General features: G+C 58.0%; 19 protein-coding genes and 1 riboswitch. Of the genes, 7 read left to right on the top strand and 12 right to left on the bottom strand.

Going from position 1 to position 19,251, the window contains the following annotated elements:
* Positions 1 to 2: 2 nt before the first annotated feature.
* The 4 genes from DWQ09_04200 to DWQ09_04185 all read right to left on the bottom strand — a co-directional run bounded on the left by DWQ09_04200 (position 3) and on the right by DWQ09_04185 (position 5,219).
* Positions 3 to 1,184 carry a phosphoglycerate kinase gene (locus DWQ09_04200; protein KAA3629846.1) on the bottom strand — a complete coding sequence of 394 codons (1,182 nt, stop codon included), beginning with the start codon at positions 1,182 to 1,184 and terminating at the stop codon, positions 3 to 5.
* Positions 1,185 to 1,296: 112 nt separating this feature from the next.
* Complete coding sequence (gap, locus tag DWQ09_04195; protein KAA3629456.1) at positions 1,297 to 2,295, bottom strand: type I glyceraldehyde-3-phosphate dehydrogenase; 999 nt, start codon at positions 2,293 to 2,295, stop codon at positions 1,297 to 1,299.
* Between the two features lie 108 nt (positions 2,296 to 2,403).
* Entirely contained in the window at positions 2,404 to 4,401 is a 1,998-nt protein-coding gene (gene tkt, locus DWQ09_04190) for a transketolase (protein KAA3629455.1), read from the bottom strand.
* 260 nt (positions 4,402 to 4,661) lie between these two features.
* On the bottom strand, positions 4,662 to 5,219 hold the full coding sequence (locus DWQ09_04185; protein KAA3629454.1) for a thioredoxin family protein: 558 nt from the start codon (positions 5,217 to 5,219) through the stop codon (positions 4,662 to 4,664).
* Between the two features lie 142 nt (positions 5,220 to 5,361).
* On the opposite strand from DWQ09_04185, the gene corA reads away from it, so the two are divergent.
* The 5 genes from corA (at position 5,362) to metF (ending at position 11,636) form a co-directional block, all read left to right on the top strand.
* Positions 5,362 to 6,435 (top strand): magnesium and cobalt transport protein CorA, encoded by a 1,074-nt coding sequence (gene corA, locus DWQ09_04180; GenBank protein KAA3629453.1) that lies wholly within the window; start codon positions 5,362 to 5,364, stop codon positions 6,433 to 6,435.
* Positions 6,435 to 7,415, top strand: coding sequence for a zinc transporter ZntB (locus tag DWQ09_04175; protein ID KAA3629452.1), 981 nt, complete (start codon positions 6,435 to 6,437; stop codon positions 7,413 to 7,415). The genes corA and DWQ09_04175 overlap by 1 nt, the downstream gene beginning before the upstream one ends.
* 268 nt (positions 7,416 to 7,683) lie before the next feature.
* Complete coding sequence (locus tag DWQ09_04170) at positions 7,684 to 8,910, top strand: methionine adenosyltransferase (GenBank protein ID KAA3629451.1); 1,227 nt, start codon at positions 7,684 to 7,686, stop codon at positions 8,908 to 8,910.
* 213 nt (positions 8,911 to 9,123) lie between these two features.
* A riboswitch (S-adenosyl-L-homocysteine riboswitch) is annotated at positions 9,124 to 9,201 on the top strand.
* 15 nt (positions 9,202 to 9,216) lie between these two features.
* On the top strand, positions 9,217 to 10,632 hold the full coding sequence (locus DWQ09_04165; GenBank protein KAA3629450.1) for an adenosylhomocysteinase: 1,416 nt from the start codon (positions 9,217 to 9,219) through the stop codon (positions 10,630 to 10,632).
* Between the two features lie 152 nt (positions 10,633 to 10,784).
* The gene (gene metF / locus DWQ09_04160) at positions 10,785 to 11,636 is read left to right on the top strand and encodes a methylenetetrahydrofolate reductase [NAD(P)H] (GenBank protein ID KAA3629449.1); all 852 of its coding nucleotides are present in this window, start codon (positions 10,785 to 10,787) and stop codon (positions 11,634 to 11,636) included.
* Positions 11,637 to 12,161: 525 nt separating this feature from the next.
* Here metF and DWQ09_04155 read toward each other — a convergent pair.
* The 6 genes from DWQ09_04155 to DWQ09_04130 form a co-directional block, all read right to left on the bottom strand.
* Positions 12,162 to 12,395 (bottom strand): hypothetical protein, encoded by a 234-nt coding sequence (locus DWQ09_04155; protein ID KAA3629448.1) that lies wholly within the window; start codon positions 12,393 to 12,395, stop codon positions 12,162 to 12,164.
* Positions 12,396 to 12,406: 11 nt separating this feature from the next.
* Positions 12,407 to 12,640 carry a hypothetical protein gene (locus DWQ09_04150; protein ID KAA3629447.1) on the bottom strand — a complete coding sequence of 78 codons (234 nt, stop codon included), beginning with the start codon at positions 12,638 to 12,640 and terminating at the stop codon, positions 12,407 to 12,409.
* Between the two features lie 11 nt (positions 12,641 to 12,651).
* A complete protein-coding gene (locus tag DWQ09_04145; GenBank protein ID KAA3629446.1) occupies positions 12,652 to 12,870 on the bottom strand; it encodes a hypothetical protein in 219 nt (72 codons plus the stop codon).
* A gap of 278 nt (positions 12,871 to 13,148) precedes the next feature.
* Positions 13,149 to 13,808, bottom strand: coding sequence for a VOC family protein (locus DWQ09_04140; GenBank protein KAA3629445.1), 660 nt, complete (start codon positions 13,806 to 13,808; stop codon positions 13,149 to 13,151).
* A 153-nt stretch (positions 13,809 to 13,961) separates the two neighbouring features.
* Complete coding sequence (locus tag DWQ09_04135) at positions 13,962 to 14,714, bottom strand: sulfite exporter TauE/SafE family protein (protein KAA3629444.1); 753 nt, start codon at positions 14,712 to 14,714, stop codon at positions 13,962 to 13,964.
* A 261-nt stretch (positions 14,715 to 14,975) separates the two neighbouring features.
* The gene (locus DWQ09_04130; protein KAA3629443.1) at positions 14,976 to 15,341 is read right to left on the bottom strand and encodes a hypothetical protein; all 366 of its coding nucleotides are present in this window, start codon (positions 15,339 to 15,341) and stop codon (positions 14,976 to 14,978) included.
* A gap of 709 nt (positions 15,342 to 16,050) precedes the next feature.
* On the opposite strand from DWQ09_04130, the gene DWQ09_04125 reads away from it, so the two are divergent.
* On the top strand, positions 16,051 to 16,281 hold the full coding sequence (locus DWQ09_04125; protein ID KAA3629845.1) for an SHOCT domain-containing protein: 231 nt from the start codon (positions 16,051 to 16,053) through the stop codon (positions 16,279 to 16,281).
* A 389-nt stretch (positions 16,282 to 16,670) separates the two neighbouring features.
* Here DWQ09_04125 and higA read toward each other — a convergent pair whose 3' ends face one another.
* Positions 16,671 to 16,958 (bottom strand): addiction module antidote protein, HigA family, encoded by a 288-nt coding sequence (gene higA / locus DWQ09_04120; GenBank protein KAA3629844.1) that lies wholly within the window; start codon positions 16,956 to 16,958, stop codon positions 16,671 to 16,673.
* A 9-nt stretch (positions 16,959 to 16,967) separates the two neighbouring features.
* Positions 16,968 to 17,246, bottom strand: a complete 279-nt coding sequence (locus tag DWQ09_04115) for a peptidase (GenBank protein KAA3629442.1) — start codon at positions 17,244 to 17,246, stop codon at positions 16,968 to 16,970.
* 828 nt (positions 17,247 to 18,074) lie between these two features.
* Between DWQ09_04115 and DWQ09_04110 the strand changes: the two genes are divergently transcribed.
* Entirely contained in the window at positions 18,075 to 19,031 is a 957-nt protein-coding gene (locus DWQ09_04110) for an integron integrase (GenBank protein ID KAA3629441.1), read from the top strand.
* Positions 19,032 to 19,251 lie beyond the last annotated feature (220 nt).

Here is a 19,251-nt window from a genome sequence, read left to right as displayed (position 1 = left end):
GCTTATTGTGCCCGCTCCTCGAGGATGGCGACCGCCGGCAGCTTTTTGCCTTCCAGGAACTCAAGGAAGGCGCCGCCGCCCGTCGAGATGTAGGAGATCTGGTCGGCGATACCGTACTTGTCGACCGCCGCCAGAGTATCGCCGCCCCCGGCGATCGAGAAGGCGTTGCTTGCGGCGATGGCCCTGGCGATGGTTTCGGTACCGGTGCCGAACTGATCGAACTCGAACACACCAACCGGACCGTTCCACACCACGGTGCCTGCTTGCAAGATGATGTCCGCCAGCTGCTGTGCGCTCTGCGGGCCAATATCAAAAATCATGTCATCCTCCGCCACCTGCGCGGCATCTTTGACGACGGCCGGCTCGTCGGCGTCGAATTTCTTGCCGACCACGACATCGACGGCAATGGGTATGGTCGCGCCGCGCTGCTGCATCTTGGCCATCAGACTCTTTGCGGTCGGGATGAGATCCAGCTCGGCCAGCGACTTGCCGATCTGCTTGCCGTCCGCCGCCAGAAAGGTATTGGCGATGCCGCCGCCGACCACCAGCTGGTCGACCTTTTCGGCGAGCGATTCCAGCACGGTGAGCTTGGTCGACACCTTGGAACCGCCGACGATCGCCACCATGGGGCGCCTGGGATTGGCCAACGCCTTGTCGAGTGCAACCAGTTCAGCGCTCAACAGCAATCCGGCGCAGGCGACCGGCGCGAACTTCGCCACCCCGTGGGTCGAAGCCTGGGCACGGTGGGCGGTGCCGAAGGCATCCATGACGAACACGTCGCACAGTTGTGCATACCTGCGCGCGGTGTCGTCGAGATTCTTCTTTTCGCCGGTGTTGAAACGCACATTCTCAAGCACGGCCACCTGGCCATCCGCCAACGTCGGCTGCTGATCAAGATAGTCCTTTACCAGGGTCACCGGTTGTCCAATAAGCGCGGACAGATGTTTTGCGACCGGCTGCAGCGAAGCCTCCTCGTCGTACACGCCCTCTTCCGGGCGGCCGAGGTGCGACATCACCATCACGCAGCGGGCCCCTGCCTTCACACAGTGCTCGATAGTGGGCACCGAGGCCTTGATGCGTGCATCGGAGGTGACCTTTCCGTCCTTGACGGGAACATTGAGATCGGCGCGGATCAGAACGCGCTTGCCCTTGAGATCGAGATCGGTCAGCTGGATAACGGACATGTCGGTATTTCTCTTCAATGAATGCTGTTCAGGATCATCAGCGGTCTGCCGCACCAAGGGCTGCATCCCCACTGCGCACGCAGTGGGGATGCAGGAAAGCGCTGCGGATCAGCTACTTCGCGACGTGCTGCAGGAAGCGCAGCATATTGCAGGAGTAACCGTATTCGTTGTCGTACCAGATGACGACCTTGACGAAGGTGGAGTCCAGTGCGATGCCGGCCCCGGCATCAAAGACCGACGGCAGGTTGCAGCCACGGAAATCGGTGGCCACAACCTTGTCCTCGGTGTACCCGAGCACGCCCTTGAGCTCACCCTCCGAGGCCTTTTTCATGACCGCGCAGATCTGCTCGTAGGAGGCCTCCTTGTTGAGTTCCACGGTCAGGTCCACGACCGACACATTGGAAGTCGGCACACGGAAGGCCATACCGGTGAGCTTCTTGTCGAGCTCCGGCAACACCTTGCCGACTGCCTTGGCGGCGCCGGTCGATGACGGGATGATGTTCTCCAGGATGCCGCGGCCGCCGCGCCAGTCCTTGCTGGACGGGCCGTCCACGGTCTTCTGCGTCGCAGTGGCGGCGTGCACGGTGGTCATCAGGCCGCGCTTGATGCCGAAGTTGGCGTGCAACACCTTGGCAACCGGGGCCAGGCAGTTGGTGGTGCAGGAGGCGGCGGACACGATCGCTTCGCCCGCGTACTTGGTGTGGTTGACGCCGTAGACGAACATCGGGGTGTCATCCTTGGAAGGGGCCGACTGCACAACTTTCTTGGCACCGGCGGCAAGGTGTTTCTCGCAGCTTTCCTTGGTCAGGAAGAGGCCGGTGGATTCGATCACGATGTCGGCGCCGACTTCGCCCCACTTCAGCGCGGCCGGGTCCCTCTCAGCGGTGAGCCGAATCTTTTTTCCGTTGACGACCAGATTATTGCCATCGACCTGGATTTCCCCGGGGAAGCGGCCGTGCACCGAGTCGTACTGCAGCATGTAGGCGAGGTAGCTGGGCTCAAGGAGATCGTTGATGCCGACGATCTCGACATCCGGGAACTCCTTTGCGACCGCGCGAAATACCATGCGGCCGATACGACCGAATCCATTGATACCAACTTTGATTGCCATTAGGTTGTCTCCTGAACGAGTTTTTATGAACCGTCACCGCTTGAGGCGCGTGGATGTAGCGGCACTCATGTCGAAAACCGCCGAGTTCGCGCCACTGGGGCCGTGATTTTACAGAATTTCTTGCACAATCTCGGCAACCTTTACCGGCGTGAAGCCGAAATAGTCGAAAAGCTGACCCGCGGGCGCCGATTCACCGAAGCGATCGACGCCAATCACCCGACCGTCGCCCCCCACGTACTTGTACCATCCCGCGGTGACACCCGCCTCAATCGCGACACACCGGATGCCCTTGGGCAGCACCGAATCGCGGTAGGCAGCGTCCTGGGCGTCGAAGGCATCGGTGGAGGGCATCGACACCACGCGCACCCGCTTACCCTTGGCGGCCAGCAGCTGGCGCACCTCCATGGCGAGACCGACCTCGGAGCCGGTGGCGATAATCACGGCGTCAGGTTTACCCCCATCAGCCTCCGCCAGCACGTAACCACCGCGCTTGATGGCATCGATCTGCGCCGCGCTGCGCGGCTGATGCGGCAGATTCTGGCGCGAGAAGATCAGGCTGGTCGGCCCGTCACGGCGCTCGACCGCGCACTGCCAGGCGACCGCGGACTCGACGGTATCGCAGGGTCGCCACACCGACATGTTGGGAATCAGACGCAGCGAGGCGATCTGCTCGACCGGTTGATGCGTAGGGCCATCCTCGCCGAGCCCGATGGAGTCGTGGGTGTAGACAAAGATCGACTGGATCTTCATCAGGGCGGCCATGCGCACGGCGTTGCGCGCATACTCCATGAACATCAGAAACGTGCCGCCGTAAGGCACGAAACCGCCGTGCAGCGCGATGCCGTTCATGATCGCCGACATGCCGAACTCGCGCACGCCGTAGTTGATGTAGTTGCCGTCCGATACGGTACTGGAGAGCGCTTTCGAGCCCTTCCACAAAGTCAGGTTCGAGCCCGCCAGATCGGCCGAGCCGCCGAGCAGCTCGGGAAGCAGCGGCCCGTAGGCATTGATAGCATTCTGGCTCGCCTTGCGCGAAGCGACCGTCTCGCCCTTCTCGGCACAGGCCGCGACGTACGCGGCCGCCTGGGTGGCGAAATCCTTGGGCAGCTCGCCTTTGATCACACGACGCTCGAACTCGGCGGCCAGCTCCGGATGGGCCTTGCGGTAGGCGGCGAATTTCCCGGACCACGCCGCTTCCAACTCGGCGCCCTTGGCGCGCTTGCTCCAGGCGGCCTGGATCTCCTGCGGGATGACAAACGGTTCGTGATTCCAGCCCAGGTTCTCGCGTGTGGCCTTGATTTCGTCATCGCCCAGCGGCGCGCCGTGACAGTCATGGCTGCCGCACAGATTGGGCGCACCGTAGCCGATCACAGTCTTGCAGCAGATCAGTGTGGGTTTGTCGTTGACCGAACGGGCCTCGCGGATCGCCTTGGCGATTGCCTCGGAGTCATGCCCGTCGACGTCGCGCACCACATGCCAGCCGTAGGCCTCGAAGCGCTTCGCCGTGTCGTCGGTGAACCAACCCTCGACATGACCGTCGATCGAGATCCCGTTGTCGTCGTAGAACGCGATCAGCTTGCCGAGACCCAGCGTGCCCGCGAGTGAGCAGGCCTCGTGCGAAATACCCTCCATCAGGCAGCCGTCGCCGACAAAGGTATAGGTGTAGTGATCGACGATAGAGTGTCCATCACGGTTGAACGTGCCCGCCAACACCTTTTCAGCGATCGCCATGCCAACTGCGTTGGTGAGGCCCTGCCCGAGGGGGCCGGTCGTGGTCTCCACACCCGGCGTATAGCCGTACTCCGGGTGACCCGGCGTCTTGGAGTGCAGCTGACGGAAGTTTTTCAGGTCCTCGATGCTCAAGTCGTAGCCGCTCAGGTGCAACAACGAGTAGATCAGCATCGAGCCGTGGCCGTTGGAGAGCACGAAACGGTCGCGATCGGCCCATTCGGGGTTGACCGGATTGTGCTTGAGGAAGTCGTTCCACAGCACTTCGGCGATATCGGCCATGCCCATGGGGGCGCCCGGATGGCCCGATTTGGCCTTCTGGACGGCATCCATGCTGAGGGCGCGAATGGCGTTGGCAAGTTCACGGCGGGAGGGCATGGCGTCTCTCCTAAAATTCTCTAAGTGGTTGACACTAAAGGGCGGATTCGGAAGGTGATCGATAGAGCCACAAACACGGCAAACCCCCGCCCCGTGCTAAGGGGGAGCCATTGTCCCTGAATTATTATGGGTGGGCAATATTAGATAAGGGGTATCTTATCTAAAACTTTTTTATCATAACTGTCTGTCTGGTTTATCACTCCCCCAAAAGAGAGGGGTGGCGGGCCAGGCAGTCCCTGATCTACGGGCAGTCGGCTCTCTCACTCGCCGCGCCATTTGATCGAACATCCCATGCTCGGAATCTGCTCGCGCGGCCCCTTGCCGGTTGCGGCGACCTGCTTCATCGCCTCGAACAGATCGCGCCTTGCTCCCGGCGCCGCCGCCTCTTTCCTGCTGGCATCCAGACGCCCCCGGTACTGCAACTGGAGGTCCGCGTTATAGCCGAAGAAATCCGGGGTGCACACGGCACCGTAGGCCTTGGCCACCGCCTGGGACTCGTCGAGGAGATAGGGAAACGGGAAATCCAGCTGGGCGGCAAGCTGCTGCATGTTCTCGAACGAATCCTCCGGGTAATCGGTGGGGTCGTTGGCCATGATCGCCACACTGCGAATGCCGTAATCGAGCAGCTCGCGCGTATCGCGCACCAGCCGGTCGCTGATCGCTTTGACGTAGGGACAGTGGTTGCAGATGAACATCACCAGCGTTCCCTTTTCCCCGCGGCACTCCTCGAGGCTCCAGACCTTGCCATCGACACCAGGCAGGGAAAAATCAATGGCGGGCGTGCCGAACTCACAGACCGGGGTTTCCAGCAGAATCATAATCGCATCCTCCTCACTCAGTGCTTAGCGTAGCAGTTCATCCCCCGCTGGGGCGCTTGCGGGAAGCTGAAATATCAGCATGCTAGCATCTAGTACTCTTTCAAGATGATAGTGCCGGGCTAACCAAAGGAAGGAGGGCGTAATGGGACTGTTCGACAAAAGCTACCATCCACCCGGTACATCACCGGGCACGCTGCGCACCTCGGGGCATGAGCCGAACGGCGAAGTGCGCCTGCGTCTGGCCCACTACACGCCCGAATCGGTGCTGCTGCGCGATCATGTCAGCGTCCAGGATTGCCTCAAGCAGCGCGGCCCGCACACCATCACCTGGCTCAACATCACCGGCACACCCGATATCGCACTGCTGCGCGAAATCGGTGAAGCCTACGGGCTGCACAATCTGGCACTCGAAGACGTGCTCAATATCGGCCAGCGCCCCAAGCTCGAAACCTACGACGCCCAGCTCTTCGCCATCCTGCGCTACCCGCGACTTAAAGAGAAAACCCTGTTCAACGATCAGCTCAGTCTCTTTCTGGGCGCGGATTTCGTCATCAGCATCTGCTCGGGAACCACGCATCCCTTCCAGCCCGTCTACGACCGGCTGCGCAAACTCGGCAGCACGATCCGCAATCGCGGTCCCGACTATTTGGCCTATGCCCTGGTCGATACGGTGGTCGACCAGGCCTTTCCGGTGCTGGAGTCCCTCGGCGATGAGGTCGAAGAGATCGAGATCGACCTCATCGAAAACCCGCAGCGCGATACCCTGGCGCGTATCCATTGGCTGCGTCGCGAGCTGCTGCTGCTGCGGCGAACGCTGTGGCCGCAGCGCGAGGTGATGAATGGTTTGCTGCGCAATGAAGACCAGCACATGAAGGAGCACACGCTCATCTACCTGCGTGATTGCTACGATCACAGCATACAGGTACTCGAACTGGTGGAAAGCTATCGTGAGATGGTTACCGGCATGCTCGACATCTACCTCTCCAATGTCAGCAACCGAGTCAACCAGACCATGCGGGTGCTGACCGTCATCGCCACCATCTTCATCCCCCTCACCTTCATTGTCGGTGTCTATGGCATGAACTTCGACCGCCAGGCCGGGCCCTGGGCAATGCCCGAACTGAGTTGGGCCTGGGGCTATCCGGGCGTATGGGGTGTAATGATCGTTGTCGCCGTAGCGATGCTGATCGCCTTCAAGCACCGAGGCTGGTTCTGATGACGACAAACAGCGGCGACGGCCTGATTTGCGCCTTCCTGCTCGACCAACAAGGCGGCGGGACGCCGCTGGACTGGGAACAGGCCTCCGCCTGGCAGCCCGATCAGGGGGTGCTGTGGGTGCACATGGATTATTCGGCGCCGCGCTCACAGCAATGGATCAAAGAGCAGAGCGGACTCGATGAGATCATCCAGGAGGCGCTGCTGGCCACCGAGACCCGGCCGCGCTGCGTGCATCTGGGCGAGGGCCTCATCATCACCCTGCGTGGGGTCAACCTCAATCCAGGCTCCGACCCGGAAGATATGGTCTCCATCCGCCTCTGGGCCGACAGCCGGCGCATCATCAGTTTGCGCCACCGGCGGCTGATAGCCGTGCAGGAGATCGGCGGAGAGATCAGGGCGGGGCGGGGCCCGCGTTCCAGCGCTGAATTTCTTGTTGAAATCAGCGAACGTCTGGTGGATCGTATGGCCGATGTCATCCAATCGTTGGACGAGCAGGTCGACGATCTGGAGGAGGCGGTGCTCACCGAACAGAGCCACCAGCTGCGACCGAAACTCGCCCAGATTCGTCGCCAGGCGATCATGCTGCGCCGCTATCTCGCCCCGCAGCGCGAAGCCCTGGCGCGTATCCACGGTGAAAAGCTCAACTGGCTGGGTGAGCGCGAGCAGCTGCAGCTGCGCGAAATCGCCGACCGCACCACGCGTTATGTCGAAGACCTGGACTCGGCGCGCGAACGGGCCGCCGTCACCCAGGAGGAGCTCAACAGCCGTCTTTCCGAGCAGATGGACCGGCGCATGTACGTCATCTCCATCGTTGCCGCGCTCTTTTTGCCGCTGGGTTTTCTCACCGGTCTGCTGGGCATCAATGTCGGCGGCATACCGGGCGCCGATGCCGGTGATGCGTTTTTCATCGTCACCGCGGCGATGGCGGTACTGGTGGGACTGCAGTTGGTACTCTTCAAATGGTGGCGCTGGTTCTGAACCGCGCCGGGCAGGTCCGATAATGCGGCCACTAGCAACGCCATCGGCAAGCCGAGAACACCGCCAGCGCACCTCTGGAGCCAACCGGCAGGGCCGGGCGTGACGAGCGCAGTTGGGTCATTCCCAATGAGTGAGCGTAACACCGCGCTGGAGCCGCGGGCGGCCGGCACAGCTCGCATGGGATTTTGGGATGGGTTCTAGTATCATTTCCGCCTTCATTTGTGCGGCGCAGCGGTCTGCGCCTCTGCCACGGAGCCCTAGACACACGATGAGCAAAAGTTTCCTGTTCACCTCCGAGTCGGTCTCGGAAGGACATCCCGACAAGGTCGCCGACCAGATTTCGGACGCCGTATTGGATGCCTTGATCGCCCGCGACAAACGTTCGCGCGTCGCCTGCGAAACCATGGTCAAGACCGGCGTCGCCATCGTGGCGGGTGAGGTCTCCACTCACGCCTGGGTGGATCTCGAGGATCTGGTGCGCCGGGTGATCTGCGAGATCGGCTACACCAGCTCCGAGGTGGGCTACGACGGCGGCACCTGCGGCGTTCTGAACATCATTGGCAAACAGTCCTCGGACATCGCCCAGGGTGTTGATCGTTCCAATCCCGAAGAGCAAGGCGCCGGCGACCAGGGGCTGATGTTTGGCTACGCCACCAAAGAGACCGATGTGCTGATGCCCGCGCCCGTCACCTACGCCCAGCGGCTGGTGCGGCGCCAGGCCGAGGTGCGCAAGAACGGCCTGCTGCCGTGGCTCCGCCCCGACGCCAAGAGCCAGGTCACCTTCCGCTACGAAGACGGCCAGATCGCCGGAGTGGACGCCGTGGTGCTCTCCACGCAGCACAATCCGGGCGTCAAGACCCAGGATCTTCACGAAGCGGTGATGGAGCTGATCATCAAGCACACGCTGCCCGCCAAGTGGCTGAGCAAGCACACCAAATTCCACATCAACCCGACCGGCAGCTTCGTCATCGGCGGGCCGGTGGGCGATTGCGGCCTCACCGGGCGCAAGATCATCGTGGACACCTACGGCGGCTCCGCCCACCACGGCGGTGGCGCCTTCTCCGGCAAGGATCCCTCCAAGGTGGATCGCTCGGCGGCCTACGCGGCGCGTTATGTGGCGAAGAATATCGTCGCGGCGGGACTCGCCGATCGCTGCGAGATCCAGACCTCCTATGCCATCGGCGTGGCCGAACCCACCTCCATCTCACTGGAGACCTTCGGTACCGGCAAGATCGCCGACGATAAAATCGAACGCCTGGTACGCGAACACTTCGACCTGCGCCCCTACGGGATCATTCAGATGCTCGATCTCATCCATCCCATGTACCAGGCCACCGCTGCCTATGGTCACTTCGGCCGCGAACCGGTTGAGATGACCTATCACTGGGAGGATCGCGAGAACGGCGCAGTAGTGAAAAAAGATGAAACCTTCACCGCCTTCCCCTGGGAGAAAACCGACCGGGCGGAGATGCTGCGCGACGCCGCGGGGCTGTAACACCAACCCCTCACCCTCACCCCAACCCCTCTCCCACGGGGAGAGGGGCGATAGTGTCTTCCCGGATGCGAACGGCGGAGGTGTTGGCCGGCGAGGCAACGCATCCTTGCTTCGCTCTCAGGGAGAGGGGTTGGGGTGAGGGTGGCGTTGGGGTTCCACCCCTCCCCGCTTTTGTGTAAAACTATGCGCCCCACGCCGCCCAGGGCGGCTCGGCAGGTCGAGGAGCGTTGCGACGGGATCATCCGCCAGGCTCGACAAGCCGGTTCCAGGTAGTAACGGCGCTCGTTCAATCATGGAGTCTTTGTGATGAACGATGCAGCCAAGAAGCTTGCCTCCGATTACCACGTAGCCGATATCTCGCTTGCCGACTGGGGTCGCAAGGAGATCGCCATCGCCGAAACCGAGATGCCCGGCCTGATGGCGGTGCGCGACAAGTACCGCGCCGAACAGCCGCTCAAAGGCGCGCGCATCGCCGGTTCCCTGCACATGACCATCCAGACCGCGGTGCTCATCGAGTCGCTGAAGGACCTGGGCGCCGATGTGCGCTGGGCGTCGTGCAACATCTTCTCCACCCAGGACCATGCCGCCGCCGCCATCGCCACGGGCGGCACGCCGGTCTTCGCCTACAAGGGCGAGAGTCTGGAGGAGTACTGGCAGTTTACCCACCGCATCTTCGAGTGGTCGGACGGCGGCAGCGCCAATCTGATTCTCGACGACGGTGGCGACGCCACTCTGCTGATCCACTTGGGGGCTCGCGCCGAAAACGATCCCTCGCTGATCGCCAACCCCACCAACGAAGAAGAGACGGTGCTGTTCGCCGCGATCCGGAAACGCCTCGCCGAACAGCCCGGCTGGTACTCCAAAGTGCTCGCCGGCATCCGCGGCGTCACCGAAGAGACCACCACCGGCGTGCACCGTCTCTACCACTTCGAGAAGGAGGGTTCGCTCCCCTTCCCCGCCATCAACGTCAACGACTCGGTGACCAAATCCAAGTTCGACAACCTCTACGGCTGCCGCGAATCGCTGCTGGACGGCATCAAGCGCGCCACCGATGTCATGATCGCCGGCAAGATCGCCGTGGTGCTGGGCTATGGCGATGTCGGCAAGGGCTGCGCCCAGGCCTTTCGTGGTTTTGGCGCCACCGTGTGGGTCACCGAGATCGATCCCATCTGCGCTCTGCAAGCGGCGATGGAGGGCTATCGCGTGGTCACCATGGACGATGCCTGCAGCAAGGCCGATATCTTCGTCACCACCACCGGCAACATCAATGTCATCAACCACGATCACATGGCGGCGATGAAAAACCAGGCCATCGTCTGCAACATCGGCCACTTCGATTCCGAGATCGACGTTGCGAGCGTGCGCAAGTACCAGTGGGAGAACATCAAACCGCAGGTCGATCACATCATCTTCCCCGACGGCAAGCGCATCATCCTGCTGGCCGAGGGGCGTCTGGTGAATCTGGGCTGCGCCACGGGGCACCCCAGCTTTGTCATGTCCAACTCTTTCACCAATCAGGTGCTGGCGCAGATGGAGCTGTGGCAGCATCCGGAAAACTACGCGAAGCAGGTCTACGTGCTGCCCAAGCATCTGGATGAAGAGGTGGCGCGCCTGCACCTGGCCAAGATCGGGGTGCAGCTCACTCAACTGACACCCGAACAGGCAAAGTACATCGACGTGCCCGTCGAGGGACCTTACAAACCCGAGCGTTACCGTTATTGATGGTTTTAAACGCCTTCAACGCAAAGACGCGAGGACGCCAAGGGCGCAAAGATATAGCAGTGACGGGGAGCGGTAAGATTGCCGGCTCCGCCCTACAAACATCTGGATTTTCTTTGCGTTAACCTGTTTCTTTGCGTTGAAAGAATTCAATCATGAGCACAAACCACACTGCAGGCGAACCAGTATTCAGCTGCGAATTTTTTCCGCCCAAAACCGACGCGGGCGTGGAGAAATTGCGCCGTGCGCGTGACGAGCTTGCGCGTCTCGATCCCGAGTTCTTTTCGGTCACCTACGGCGCCGGTGGTTCCACGCGCGAACGCACCCTGGGAACAGTCTTCGAGATCCAGCAAGCGGGACTGGAGGCCGCCCCGCATATCTCCTGCATCGGTGCGACACGCGACACCATTCGTGAGCTGCTGGATCTTTATAGCGAGCGCGGCATCAAGCGTTTGGTAGCGCTGCGCGGCGACATGCCCTCGGGAATGGCCACACCCGGGGAGTTCCGCTACGCCAACGAGTTGGTCGAGTTCATTCGCAGCGAAACCGGCGCGCGCTTCTTCATCGAAGTGGCCGCCTATCCTGAGTTTCACCCCGAAGCGCACGGAGCGGAAAAGGATCTGGCCAACTTCGCACGCAAGGTCGCGGCCGGCGCCAACGGCGCCATCACTCAGTACTTCTTCAATGCCGACGCCTATTTCCGCTTCATCGATGATTGCCGGCGCCTGCAAATCGACATCCCCATCGTTCCCGGCATCATGCCCATCACCAACTCATCGCAACTGATCCGTTTTTCTGAAGCCTGCGGCGCGGAAATTCCGCGCTGGGTACGCAAGCGGCTGGAAGGATTCGGTGACGACCGGGATTCGATTCGTACCTTCGGGTTGGAAGTCGTTACAGAACTATGCACCAGGCTATTGGCTGGAGGCGCGCCCGGCCTGCATTTTTACACCATGAATCAGTCCGGACCGACCACGGCGATCTGGCAAACGCTGGGGCTGAGATAGATATTCATCGTACCGGATTTGATCCGGAATCCAGAAACACGATCCTTCTGTAGACCCCGGATCTCGTCGGACCGACGGCTCTTTCAGATGTTAAAACTTTGTGTACTTCGTGTACTTTGTGGTTAATTGGATTTGGATAAGAACGAAAATCTTTGACCACAAAGTACTCAAAGTACACGAAGTAAAAACCCAAGGTCAGCTTTGCTCTGTCCCAGCCGAAACTCGGTGGCCAACACACCCGCATCCAGCACTACCGACATACCAGCCTTGAATAGGTAACCGGGGAAACGATGACTGGCTGGACTCCGGATCCCGCCGGAGTGACCGCTCTTTCAGATGTTAAAACTTTGTGCACTTCGTGTACTTTGTGGTTAATAGGGTTTTGGATTCTGATAAAAATGAAAGTCCTGACCACAAAGTACTCAAAGTACACGAAGTAAAACCCAAAATCGGCTTTGCTCTGTCCCAGCCGCAACTCGGTGGCCAACACGCCCGCATCCAGCACTGCCGACATACCCGCCTAAATTAGGTAACCAGGGAAACGATGACTGGCCGGACTCCGGATTTCGTCGGGGTGACGGCCCTTTCATATGCTAAAACTTTGTGTACTTTGTGGTTAATAGGGTTTTGGATTCTGATAAAAATGAAAGTCCTGACCACAAAGTACTCAAAGTACACGAAGTAAAACCCAAAATCGGCTTTGCTCTGTCCCAGCCGCAACTCGGTGGCCAACACGCCCGCATCCAGCACTGCCGACATACCCGCCTAAATTAGGTAACCAGGGAAACGATGACTGGCCGGACTCCGGATTTCGTCGGGGTGACGGCCCTTTCATATGCTAAAACTTTGTGTACTTTGTGGTTAATAGGGTTTTGGATTCTGATAAAAATGAAAGTCCTGACCACAAAGTACTCAAAGTACACGAAGTAAAACCCAAAATCGGCTTTGCTCTGTCCCAGCCGCAACTCGGTGGCCAACACGCCCGCATCCAGCACTGCCGACATACCCGCCTAAATTAGGTAACCAGGGAAACGATGACTGGCCGGACTCCGGATTTCGTCGGGGTGACGGCCTTTTCATATGCTAAAACTTTGTGTACTTTGTGGTTAATAGGGTTTTGGATTCTGATAAAAATGAAAGTCCTGACCACAAAGTACTCAAAGTACACGAAGTAAAAACCCAAAATCGGCTTTGCTCTGTCCCAGCCGAAACTCAATGGCCAACGCGCCTGCATCCAGCACTGCCGACATACCAGCCTTGAATAGGTAACCGGGGAAACGATGACTGGCTGGACTCCGGATCCCGCCGGAGTGACTGCTCTTACAGACGTTAAAACTTTGTGTACTTCGTGTACTTTGTGGTTGATAGGGTTTGGAATTTGAACAACCGTCCGGGGCCGCACCCCACATCCGCCACCGCCGCCAAAACGCCGATACCGCCAAGAATGAGATACGCCGAAAGCTGTAGGGATTTGGTCGTTGTTGTCGCGAAGGGAAGCGGTCGCTATGCGAACTAGCGTACCGGCGGGCCAACGGGCGATAGTATCTTTCGTCCTTGTGGGGTATCGATCACGGCGACCAGATGAGGAGTGGTGCAGCCCACAGGCAGCGGTTCAACCGCGACTCCACTCAGCCCCAGGGTATTCAGCAGACGCGCGACGCGAACCGGATCGGGATGGCGCACCGTCAACTCAACCAGCGAGCATCCACACTCGTCGAGCTGCGACGCGGGATGAACCGCGCTACGCCACTCGATCAATGCGGGCGCGACACCATCAAGCGGTACACGCCCGTCAGCGGGAACTGTAATCAGCCATTCGTACGGGCCGCGACTCATCGCCTCGACCTCCCCCAGCGGTTCGGGACACCCGGCTGTCGAGGCGCGAATATCTTCACTCCGTGCCACCCATGTGGAAAGCGCAGGCTGTGAAACCGCTTTCATTGAGTCGAGACCGAACCAGCGCGACCGGCCGGGAGCAGGCGCCCGAGGATTGGTCGCGATCACCTCGAGATAAAGCGCATCCCCCAAACGCAAGAGCAGATTGTGCGTTCCCATGCGTGGGTGTTCACCGCCGGGCTGCGGCATTACGCCCAGTGTTTGGTACAGATAGTCCGCCCCCCGTTCGAGAGAGGGAGACGTAACCACGATATGGTCGATGTGACAGCGCGGCATTACGCTTCCGCACGATGACAAACGGTTTCGATGTTGTGCCCGTCGGGACCAATTATCTGTCGCGTCTGACCCCATTGTTCACTCAACGGTCCTGCCATATTCGTCAGCTTAGACTAGCCGTGTGGCCATGCAAGACCTGACCCCGTTACTTCCTTAAAAACTGGTGCCGACCGCCGACACGACAATATAGGCACCCAGCAAGAGCAGCGCAACAAAGAACACCTTGCGAAACAGTTCCTCGGCCAACCGTTTCCGAATCTGCTGCCCAACCATCATTCCAATGACGGCGGGAAGAAGCGCTGCCAATGAGAACGCACCCTTCTCAAGCGTGAGCAAGTCGTTCGCCTGCAGCGCCAACGCGAGAGCCAGTGTCGATACGGTAAAAAGCATCCCCATGGCCTGTATCAGAACATCACGCGGCAGGCCGATCGCCTGTAGGAACATCACCCCCGGCACCACGAAAGACCCGGTCATACCGGTCAGGATTCCATTGACAGCGCCGATCAACGGACCAAGCCAGCGCTCGCGCTGTAGCGGGATGGATAACCGATAGCCCCTCAGACTCACGCTGGCGTAAGTTACGAGAAGCACACCCAGAAGTGCAGAGAGTAATGACAGATCAATGCGGATCAGCGCAACGGCTCCCAACGAAACGGTAACTGTTGCCGGCAAAAAGAACGGCCAGAGCCGTCGTACAATGGCATGCCCGTTGCCCCCGCGACTCGCCTGCCAGAGATTGGTGACGAACGACGGTACTACCAGTAGCGCCATCGCACTCGTGAGATCGAAAGCGACTGTTAGCAACGCGAGACTGACCGTTGGAAGGCCGAGACCAATAACGCCCTTGACAGCACCGGCAATCAGGAACGTTCCTGCAATCACCGCGATGGCACCGACGTCAAACATGCTGCTATTCCGTATTCATCCGATCGTACCGGTCCATTCTGTCAAACGACCACTTATGGTTGCGGGGAGCCATTCCAACCCGTGCGGAGCAGCAGTGCGGCGGAGCACTTGAAAAGACGACAACAATCAGTGTTGAGCATCGTTGCCAAGCGTGGCGTTACTCGGATTCTTTCCCCATTTTCTATAGAATGCTTGCAGCATGCGCGCTCTTGGAATGGGGCCAAAGGCGCAATGTAAAGGGCGTCGGCACGCCTGCACTTGTCATGCTGCATCTGCGACCTGCACACATTGTTCGATTGCTTCGCCCGAGGTGCCATCTTCCAGGTGACGAAACAGCGTACCTGCCGCGCCTTTTCCACTACCTTTTATCCACCATTCCAGGCGCGCACCCACATAGCGTGCCCCGCTCCCCGAGACTGCAATTTCCATTTTGAATTGGCGGTCGTCGTATTCCACGACGGCTGTACTGTCTGTGGGATAAAAAACGATAATTGATTTTCCGCTTTCACACTGGTACTTGAAGGACAAACCGGCGTCGCTGGACTGCTCCGTGGACGCGGTGTAATCGGTCGATGGTTGCCCGCAAGCGGGCAGGAAGACAATAAGAGCGATAGGCAAAAAACGCATGAAGTTTCTAACTTTCTTCCATTGCGGCACAACGCTCAAATCAGTGGCGCGGCTTTAGCCGCGCTCTACTGCATTTGCTTGTAATGTGGCTAGTGAGCATTGTTTGGGTATAACCGCTAGTCGGTAAAAGCAGACCCTCAATAAATTCGCTTGAGCGGCGACCTGCGGCACGAAGCAGACCCCCCAGATTGTAGTGCAATGAAAAAAGACAAGGTTGAGTCTGTGATAGTATCTGCTGACCTAAATTCAGTTTGGGTTATTAATGGCAGAGAACCTTCTATCAGGCTAAATTGTAGAACCTATCTCAGAATCCTCCGCGTGCTGTGTAGAGCCCCAGAGGTGCGCTGGGTAGGTCCGAAGGCGCAGCCAATAGCAACGCTATTGGCAAGTCGAGAACACCGCCAGCGCACCTCTGGGGCCAACCCGAAGGGCCGGCCGCTCGTGGCTCCAGCGCGGTGTTGCGGCTCGCTCATTGGGAATGACCCAACCACGCTCGCCACGCCTAGCGCTCGAACCACGAGCGACCGGCACAGCTCGCGGAGGATTCTGAGATAGGTTCTAGTTATCCAGAATGCTGATGCAGCAGATTCAGTGAAGGGAGTGAAACATGAAGACCTTGCTCGCTTGGGTGGCAATCCCGATCAATACGTTTACGGTATCATCGACTGCTTGGGCGCAGCAGCAGGACTGGCCGTACCATGGGCCACACATGTGGAGTGGCGGAGGGTGGATGTTTTTGGGTCCGCTAATGATGATCGTTTTCATCGTGGCCATTGTGGCTGCGGTTGTTCTCATATTCCGCTGGCTCGGGGGAGGACGTGGTGCAGCGCCACCGACCACACCTGGTAGGACCCCTCTCGATATCCTCAAGGAACGTTTCGCGCGAGGCGAGATCGACAAGGAAGAATTTGAGGAACGGCGACGCGTGCTTGATGAATAGAGATAATAAATTGTCGCATAAACGAAAATCACCTTAGCCCTAAGCAACTGCTTTGGATCAATCTAAGAAACTGAGACTGCTAATTAGGGCGTCTGCTGTGTACTAGCTTAAAGTTCTGGAACATCTGAATACTGGCCACATAACGAGCCTGTCGAAAAACCGTGCTGAGACCAACAAACTTCCAGCGCGACAAATATAATTCGGGTTCGTTCATTGTCCCTTGCCGATTATACGGTTCTCTTTGGTTTAACCGGATTCAAGCAACTCTCACTCGCGTTTTCTATCCCCATTCCCATCCATAGCGATGAATTTTCAACATATTATGCAACATCATCATCAGCTTCCATTGCCCGTCCACCTTTCGTTTGCCTCGGTAGTTGAATTGTTTGTTATGCTGCTGATAGCTTCCTCACTTTTAAGGATTTGCGCTTTTTTTCGGCTTCCCATAAATCATACTGCGATTGCTGATTCAGCCAGCTCTCGGAAGACGTTCCGAATGCTAAAGAAAGACGAACCGCCATTTCAGGGCTAATGCCTGCATGGCCATTTAAAATAGCTGACAAAGTCTTTCTGCTAACGCCAAGCGCTTCGGCAGCCTCAGTAATGCTTAACCCCATTGGCTCGATGCAGAGTTCCCTGAGTATTTCACCGGGATGGGGTGGATTGTGCATCTTCATCATTACACCTCAATGGTAATCTTCATAATCGATCGCTTCCGCATCCATTCCTTCAAAACGAAATGTCACACGCCAGTTACCACTAACCCAAACCGACCAGTCTCCTTTCCGACCACCACTTAGCTCATGTAATTTGAGTCCAGGAAGGTCCATGTCATGTGGGTTCGTAGCAGCATTCAGCCGGCCCAGAATCAGTCTTAATCGGGTGGCATGCTTGGCCTGAATTCCCGATTTGGTTCCTTTCAGGAAGAATTTCTCCAGGCCCTTGTGCTTGAAGTTCCTTATCATTCAAGAAGTGTAACCTATTACGTTACGGGTTACGAGTGGTTATTGACAGCATAACGACCAGTTAAACGGCGCGCCGCTTTTAGCGCGTCCGAGCGTAGCGATTTAAACGCCTTGTTATGCATTATATCTCACCGACCTTTTGTTCTACACCATATACATAAATAATGCGTTTACTTACTGAACCGTCTTTGTTGAACCATAACCATTCACCATGTTCTTTTCCGTTTATGTAAGTGCCTTGCACCCATTTATAACCAGACATCCATGCTTCCCATGCTCCATTTTTAGAGGGTTCACAATAACGCATTCGCCCATTCTCACTCCAGCCTCGATATGTTACTTCAGTTCCTTCAGGGCAATTAAATGCTTGTTTTTGCATTGCATCCCACGTCTCTATTGAGGAGCTACCGATATATGAAGATATAACATACATAAATAATAAATATGCGGTTGAAAGACCGCCGATAATATATGCAATGTATTTAATTGATGTTTTCATTTTTTATGCATAACATTTGTATATCGAGTTGGTCCGAGTATCCCGATTACGAGTTTTCCGTGACCATCTACATTGAATTGTTTATGAAGGGATTTTCTTGGATTAGTGGATTCCCTTCCTCGTGTAAGCGCGCTGGTCCCCATATTTAAATACTGGGACCCCTCATATGCCCTGTGAGGATTTCTGTAGTCGGTTGATATTGCACCAAATGTTTGGTCGCCGCTACCCGAAAACGCGCCTTCCCTTCGGGTAAAACGAGCCCGATTCTTGACAATGCGCTGATATACTGTATTTATATACAGCATATTCACACGTTCAAAGGACTGAACATGCCGAGCCCATTTCTTGAATCCGTACGCGCTGAAATTCGACTGCGCGGGTATAGCATGGCGACTGAGAAAGCCTATCTCGGCTGGACTCGTCGCTTCATCTACTTTATTGACAAACGTCATCCCGAGTCCGTAGGTGCCGGGGAGGTGAAAGCCTTTTTGACTTGGCTGGCGGTTGAGAAACAGGTCGCTGTAAATACTCAGAAGTCGGCACTCAATGCACTGGTATTTCTCTATCACAAGGTGTTGAAACGGGAGTTGGGTGAACTCGGCTTTACGCTCGCCACCCGGCAACGGTACCTCCCCACAGTGCTCAACCCCGGCGAAGTACAACGTATTTTGAATCATATGCGGGGCACGCCACGCCTGGTGGTTGAGCTCCTTTACGGTAGCGGACTACGGGTATCGGAATGTCTGCGCTTGCGGGTACAGGATGTGGATCTGGAGCACTTCGCCCTTAACATCCATGACGGTAAGGGCCGGAAAGACCGGCGGGTTTTGCTGAGCCGACGATTGGAGGCTTCCTTGCGCGGACGTATTGCACAGGCGATTGAGCTTCAGCGCAATGACAACCTCCAAGGGGTCGGTTGCTCGCTACCCGCGGCGTTAGGCCGCAAGTATCCCAACGCGCATCGCTCGCCGGGGTGGGCGTTTATCTTCCCCGCGACCGGCTGGTGCGCGCACCCGTTAACGGGTGTTATGTGCCGCCACCATCTGCACCCTTCAGCGATTCGTAAAGCGCTGCACCGGGCAGTCGCCGCCGCCAAAATGAGTTTCAAACGTATCAACTGCCACACCTTCCGCCATTCATTCGCCACCCAATTGCTCTCCAGCGGTACGGATATCCGCACCGTTCAAGAATTGCTCGGGCATAACGATGTGAGCACGACGCAGATCTACACCCACGTGCTAGGGCGTCACTACGCAGGGACCGAAAGCCCGCTCGACAGATTGTGAGCTGAATCGGCAAGAAGCCTGTGAATAACCCTTGATTCCGGATGCAGCGCAGCGAAAGTACGAAGCGGTCGTGCAAGGACGCACCGCTTCCGGAACCAGATTTCCAGTCTTACGCATCGAGCCCAGGGGCACGCCAGGCGCCCGGCAGGGATTGAACGTGAAGATTCTCGGGCACGCCGCCTCGGCAGGGAAACCGGTGGCCATTTTTGACCATGCCGCG

The sequence above is a fragment of the Pseudomonadota bacterium genome, from assembly GCA_008501635.1.
Classification (GTDB): Bacteria; Pseudomonadota; Gammaproteobacteria; order QQUJ01; family QQUJ01; genus QQUJ01.
This window is presented reverse-complemented; position numbering and strand designations above follow the sequence as displayed.

What these genes read in the sequence shown, in the direction of transcription:
- higA (KAA3629844.1), bottom strand. Translation starts at nt 16,958, where the DNA reads ATGAAGATGCACAATCCACCCCATCCCGGTGAAATACTCAGGGAACTC.
- DWQ09_04155 (KAA3629448.1), bottom strand. Translation starts at nt 12,395, where the DNA reads ATGTCGGCAGTGCTGGATGCGGGCGTGTTGGCCACCGAGTTGCGGCTG.
- DWQ09_04170 (KAA3629451.1), top strand. Translation starts at nt 7,684, where the DNA reads ATGAGCAAAAGTTTCCTGTTCACCTCCGAGTCGGTCTCGGAAGGACAT.
- DWQ09_04140 (KAA3629445.1), bottom strand. Translation starts at nt 13,808, where the DNA reads ATGCCGCGCTGTCACATCGACCATATCGTGGTTACGTCTCCCTCTCTC.
- DWQ09_04165 (KAA3629450.1), top strand. Translation starts at nt 9,217, where the DNA reads ATGAACGATGCAGCCAAGAAGCTTGCCTCCGATTACCACGTAGCCGAT.
- DWQ09_04150 (KAA3629447.1), bottom strand. Translation starts at nt 12,640, where the DNA reads ATGTCGGCAGTGCTGGATGCGGGCGTGTTGGCCACCGAGTTGCGGCTG.
- tkt (KAA3629455.1), bottom strand. Translation starts at nt 4,401, where the DNA reads ATGCCCTCCCGCCGTGAACTTGCCAACGCCATTCGCGCCCTCAGCATG.
- DWQ09_04145 (KAA3629446.1), bottom strand. Translation starts at nt 12,870, where the DNA reads ATGCAGGCGCGTTGGCCATTGAGTTTCGGCTGGGACAGAGCAAAGCCG.
- DWQ09_04125 (KAA3629845.1), top strand. Translation starts at nt 16,051, where the DNA reads ATGTGGAGTGGCGGAGGGTGGATGTTTTTGGGTCCGCTAATGATGATC.
- DWQ09_04200 (KAA3629846.1), bottom strand. Translation starts at nt 1,184, where the DNA reads ATGTCCGTTATCCAGCTGACCGATCTCGATCTCAAGGGCAAGCGCGTT.
- DWQ09_04115 (KAA3629442.1), bottom strand. Translation starts at nt 17,246, where the DNA reads ATGATAAGGAACTTCAAGCACAAGGGCCTGGAGAAATTCTTCCTGAAA.
- DWQ09_04175 (KAA3629452.1), top strand. Translation starts at nt 6,435, where the DNA reads ATGACGACAAACAGCGGCGACGGCCTGATTTGCGCCTTCCTGCTCGAC.
- metF (KAA3629449.1), top strand. Translation starts at nt 10,785, where the DNA reads ATGAGCACAAACCACACTGCAGGCGAACCAGTATTCAGCTGCGAATTT.
- DWQ09_04130 (KAA3629443.1), bottom strand. Translation starts at nt 15,341, where the DNA reads ATGCGTTTTTTGCCTATCGCTCTTATTGTCTTCCTGCCCGCTTGCGGG.
- DWQ09_04135 (KAA3629444.1), bottom strand. Translation starts at nt 14,714, where the DNA reads ATGTTTGACGTCGGTGCCATCGCGGTGATTGCAGGAACGTTCCTGATT.
- gap (KAA3629456.1), bottom strand. Translation starts at nt 2,295, where the DNA reads ATGGCAATCAAAGTTGGTATCAATGGATTCGGTCGTATCGGCCGCATG.
- DWQ09_04185 (KAA3629454.1), bottom strand. Translation starts at nt 5,219, where the DNA reads ATGATTCTGCTGGAAACCCCGGTCTGTGAGTTCGGCACGCCCGCCATT.
- corA (KAA3629453.1), top strand. Translation starts at nt 5,362, where the DNA reads ATGGGACTGTTCGACAAAAGCTACCATCCACCCGGTACATCACCGGGC.
- DWQ09_04110 (KAA3629441.1), top strand. Translation starts at nt 18,075, where the DNA reads ATGCCGAGCCCATTTCTTGAATCCGTACGCGCTGAAATTCGACTGCGC.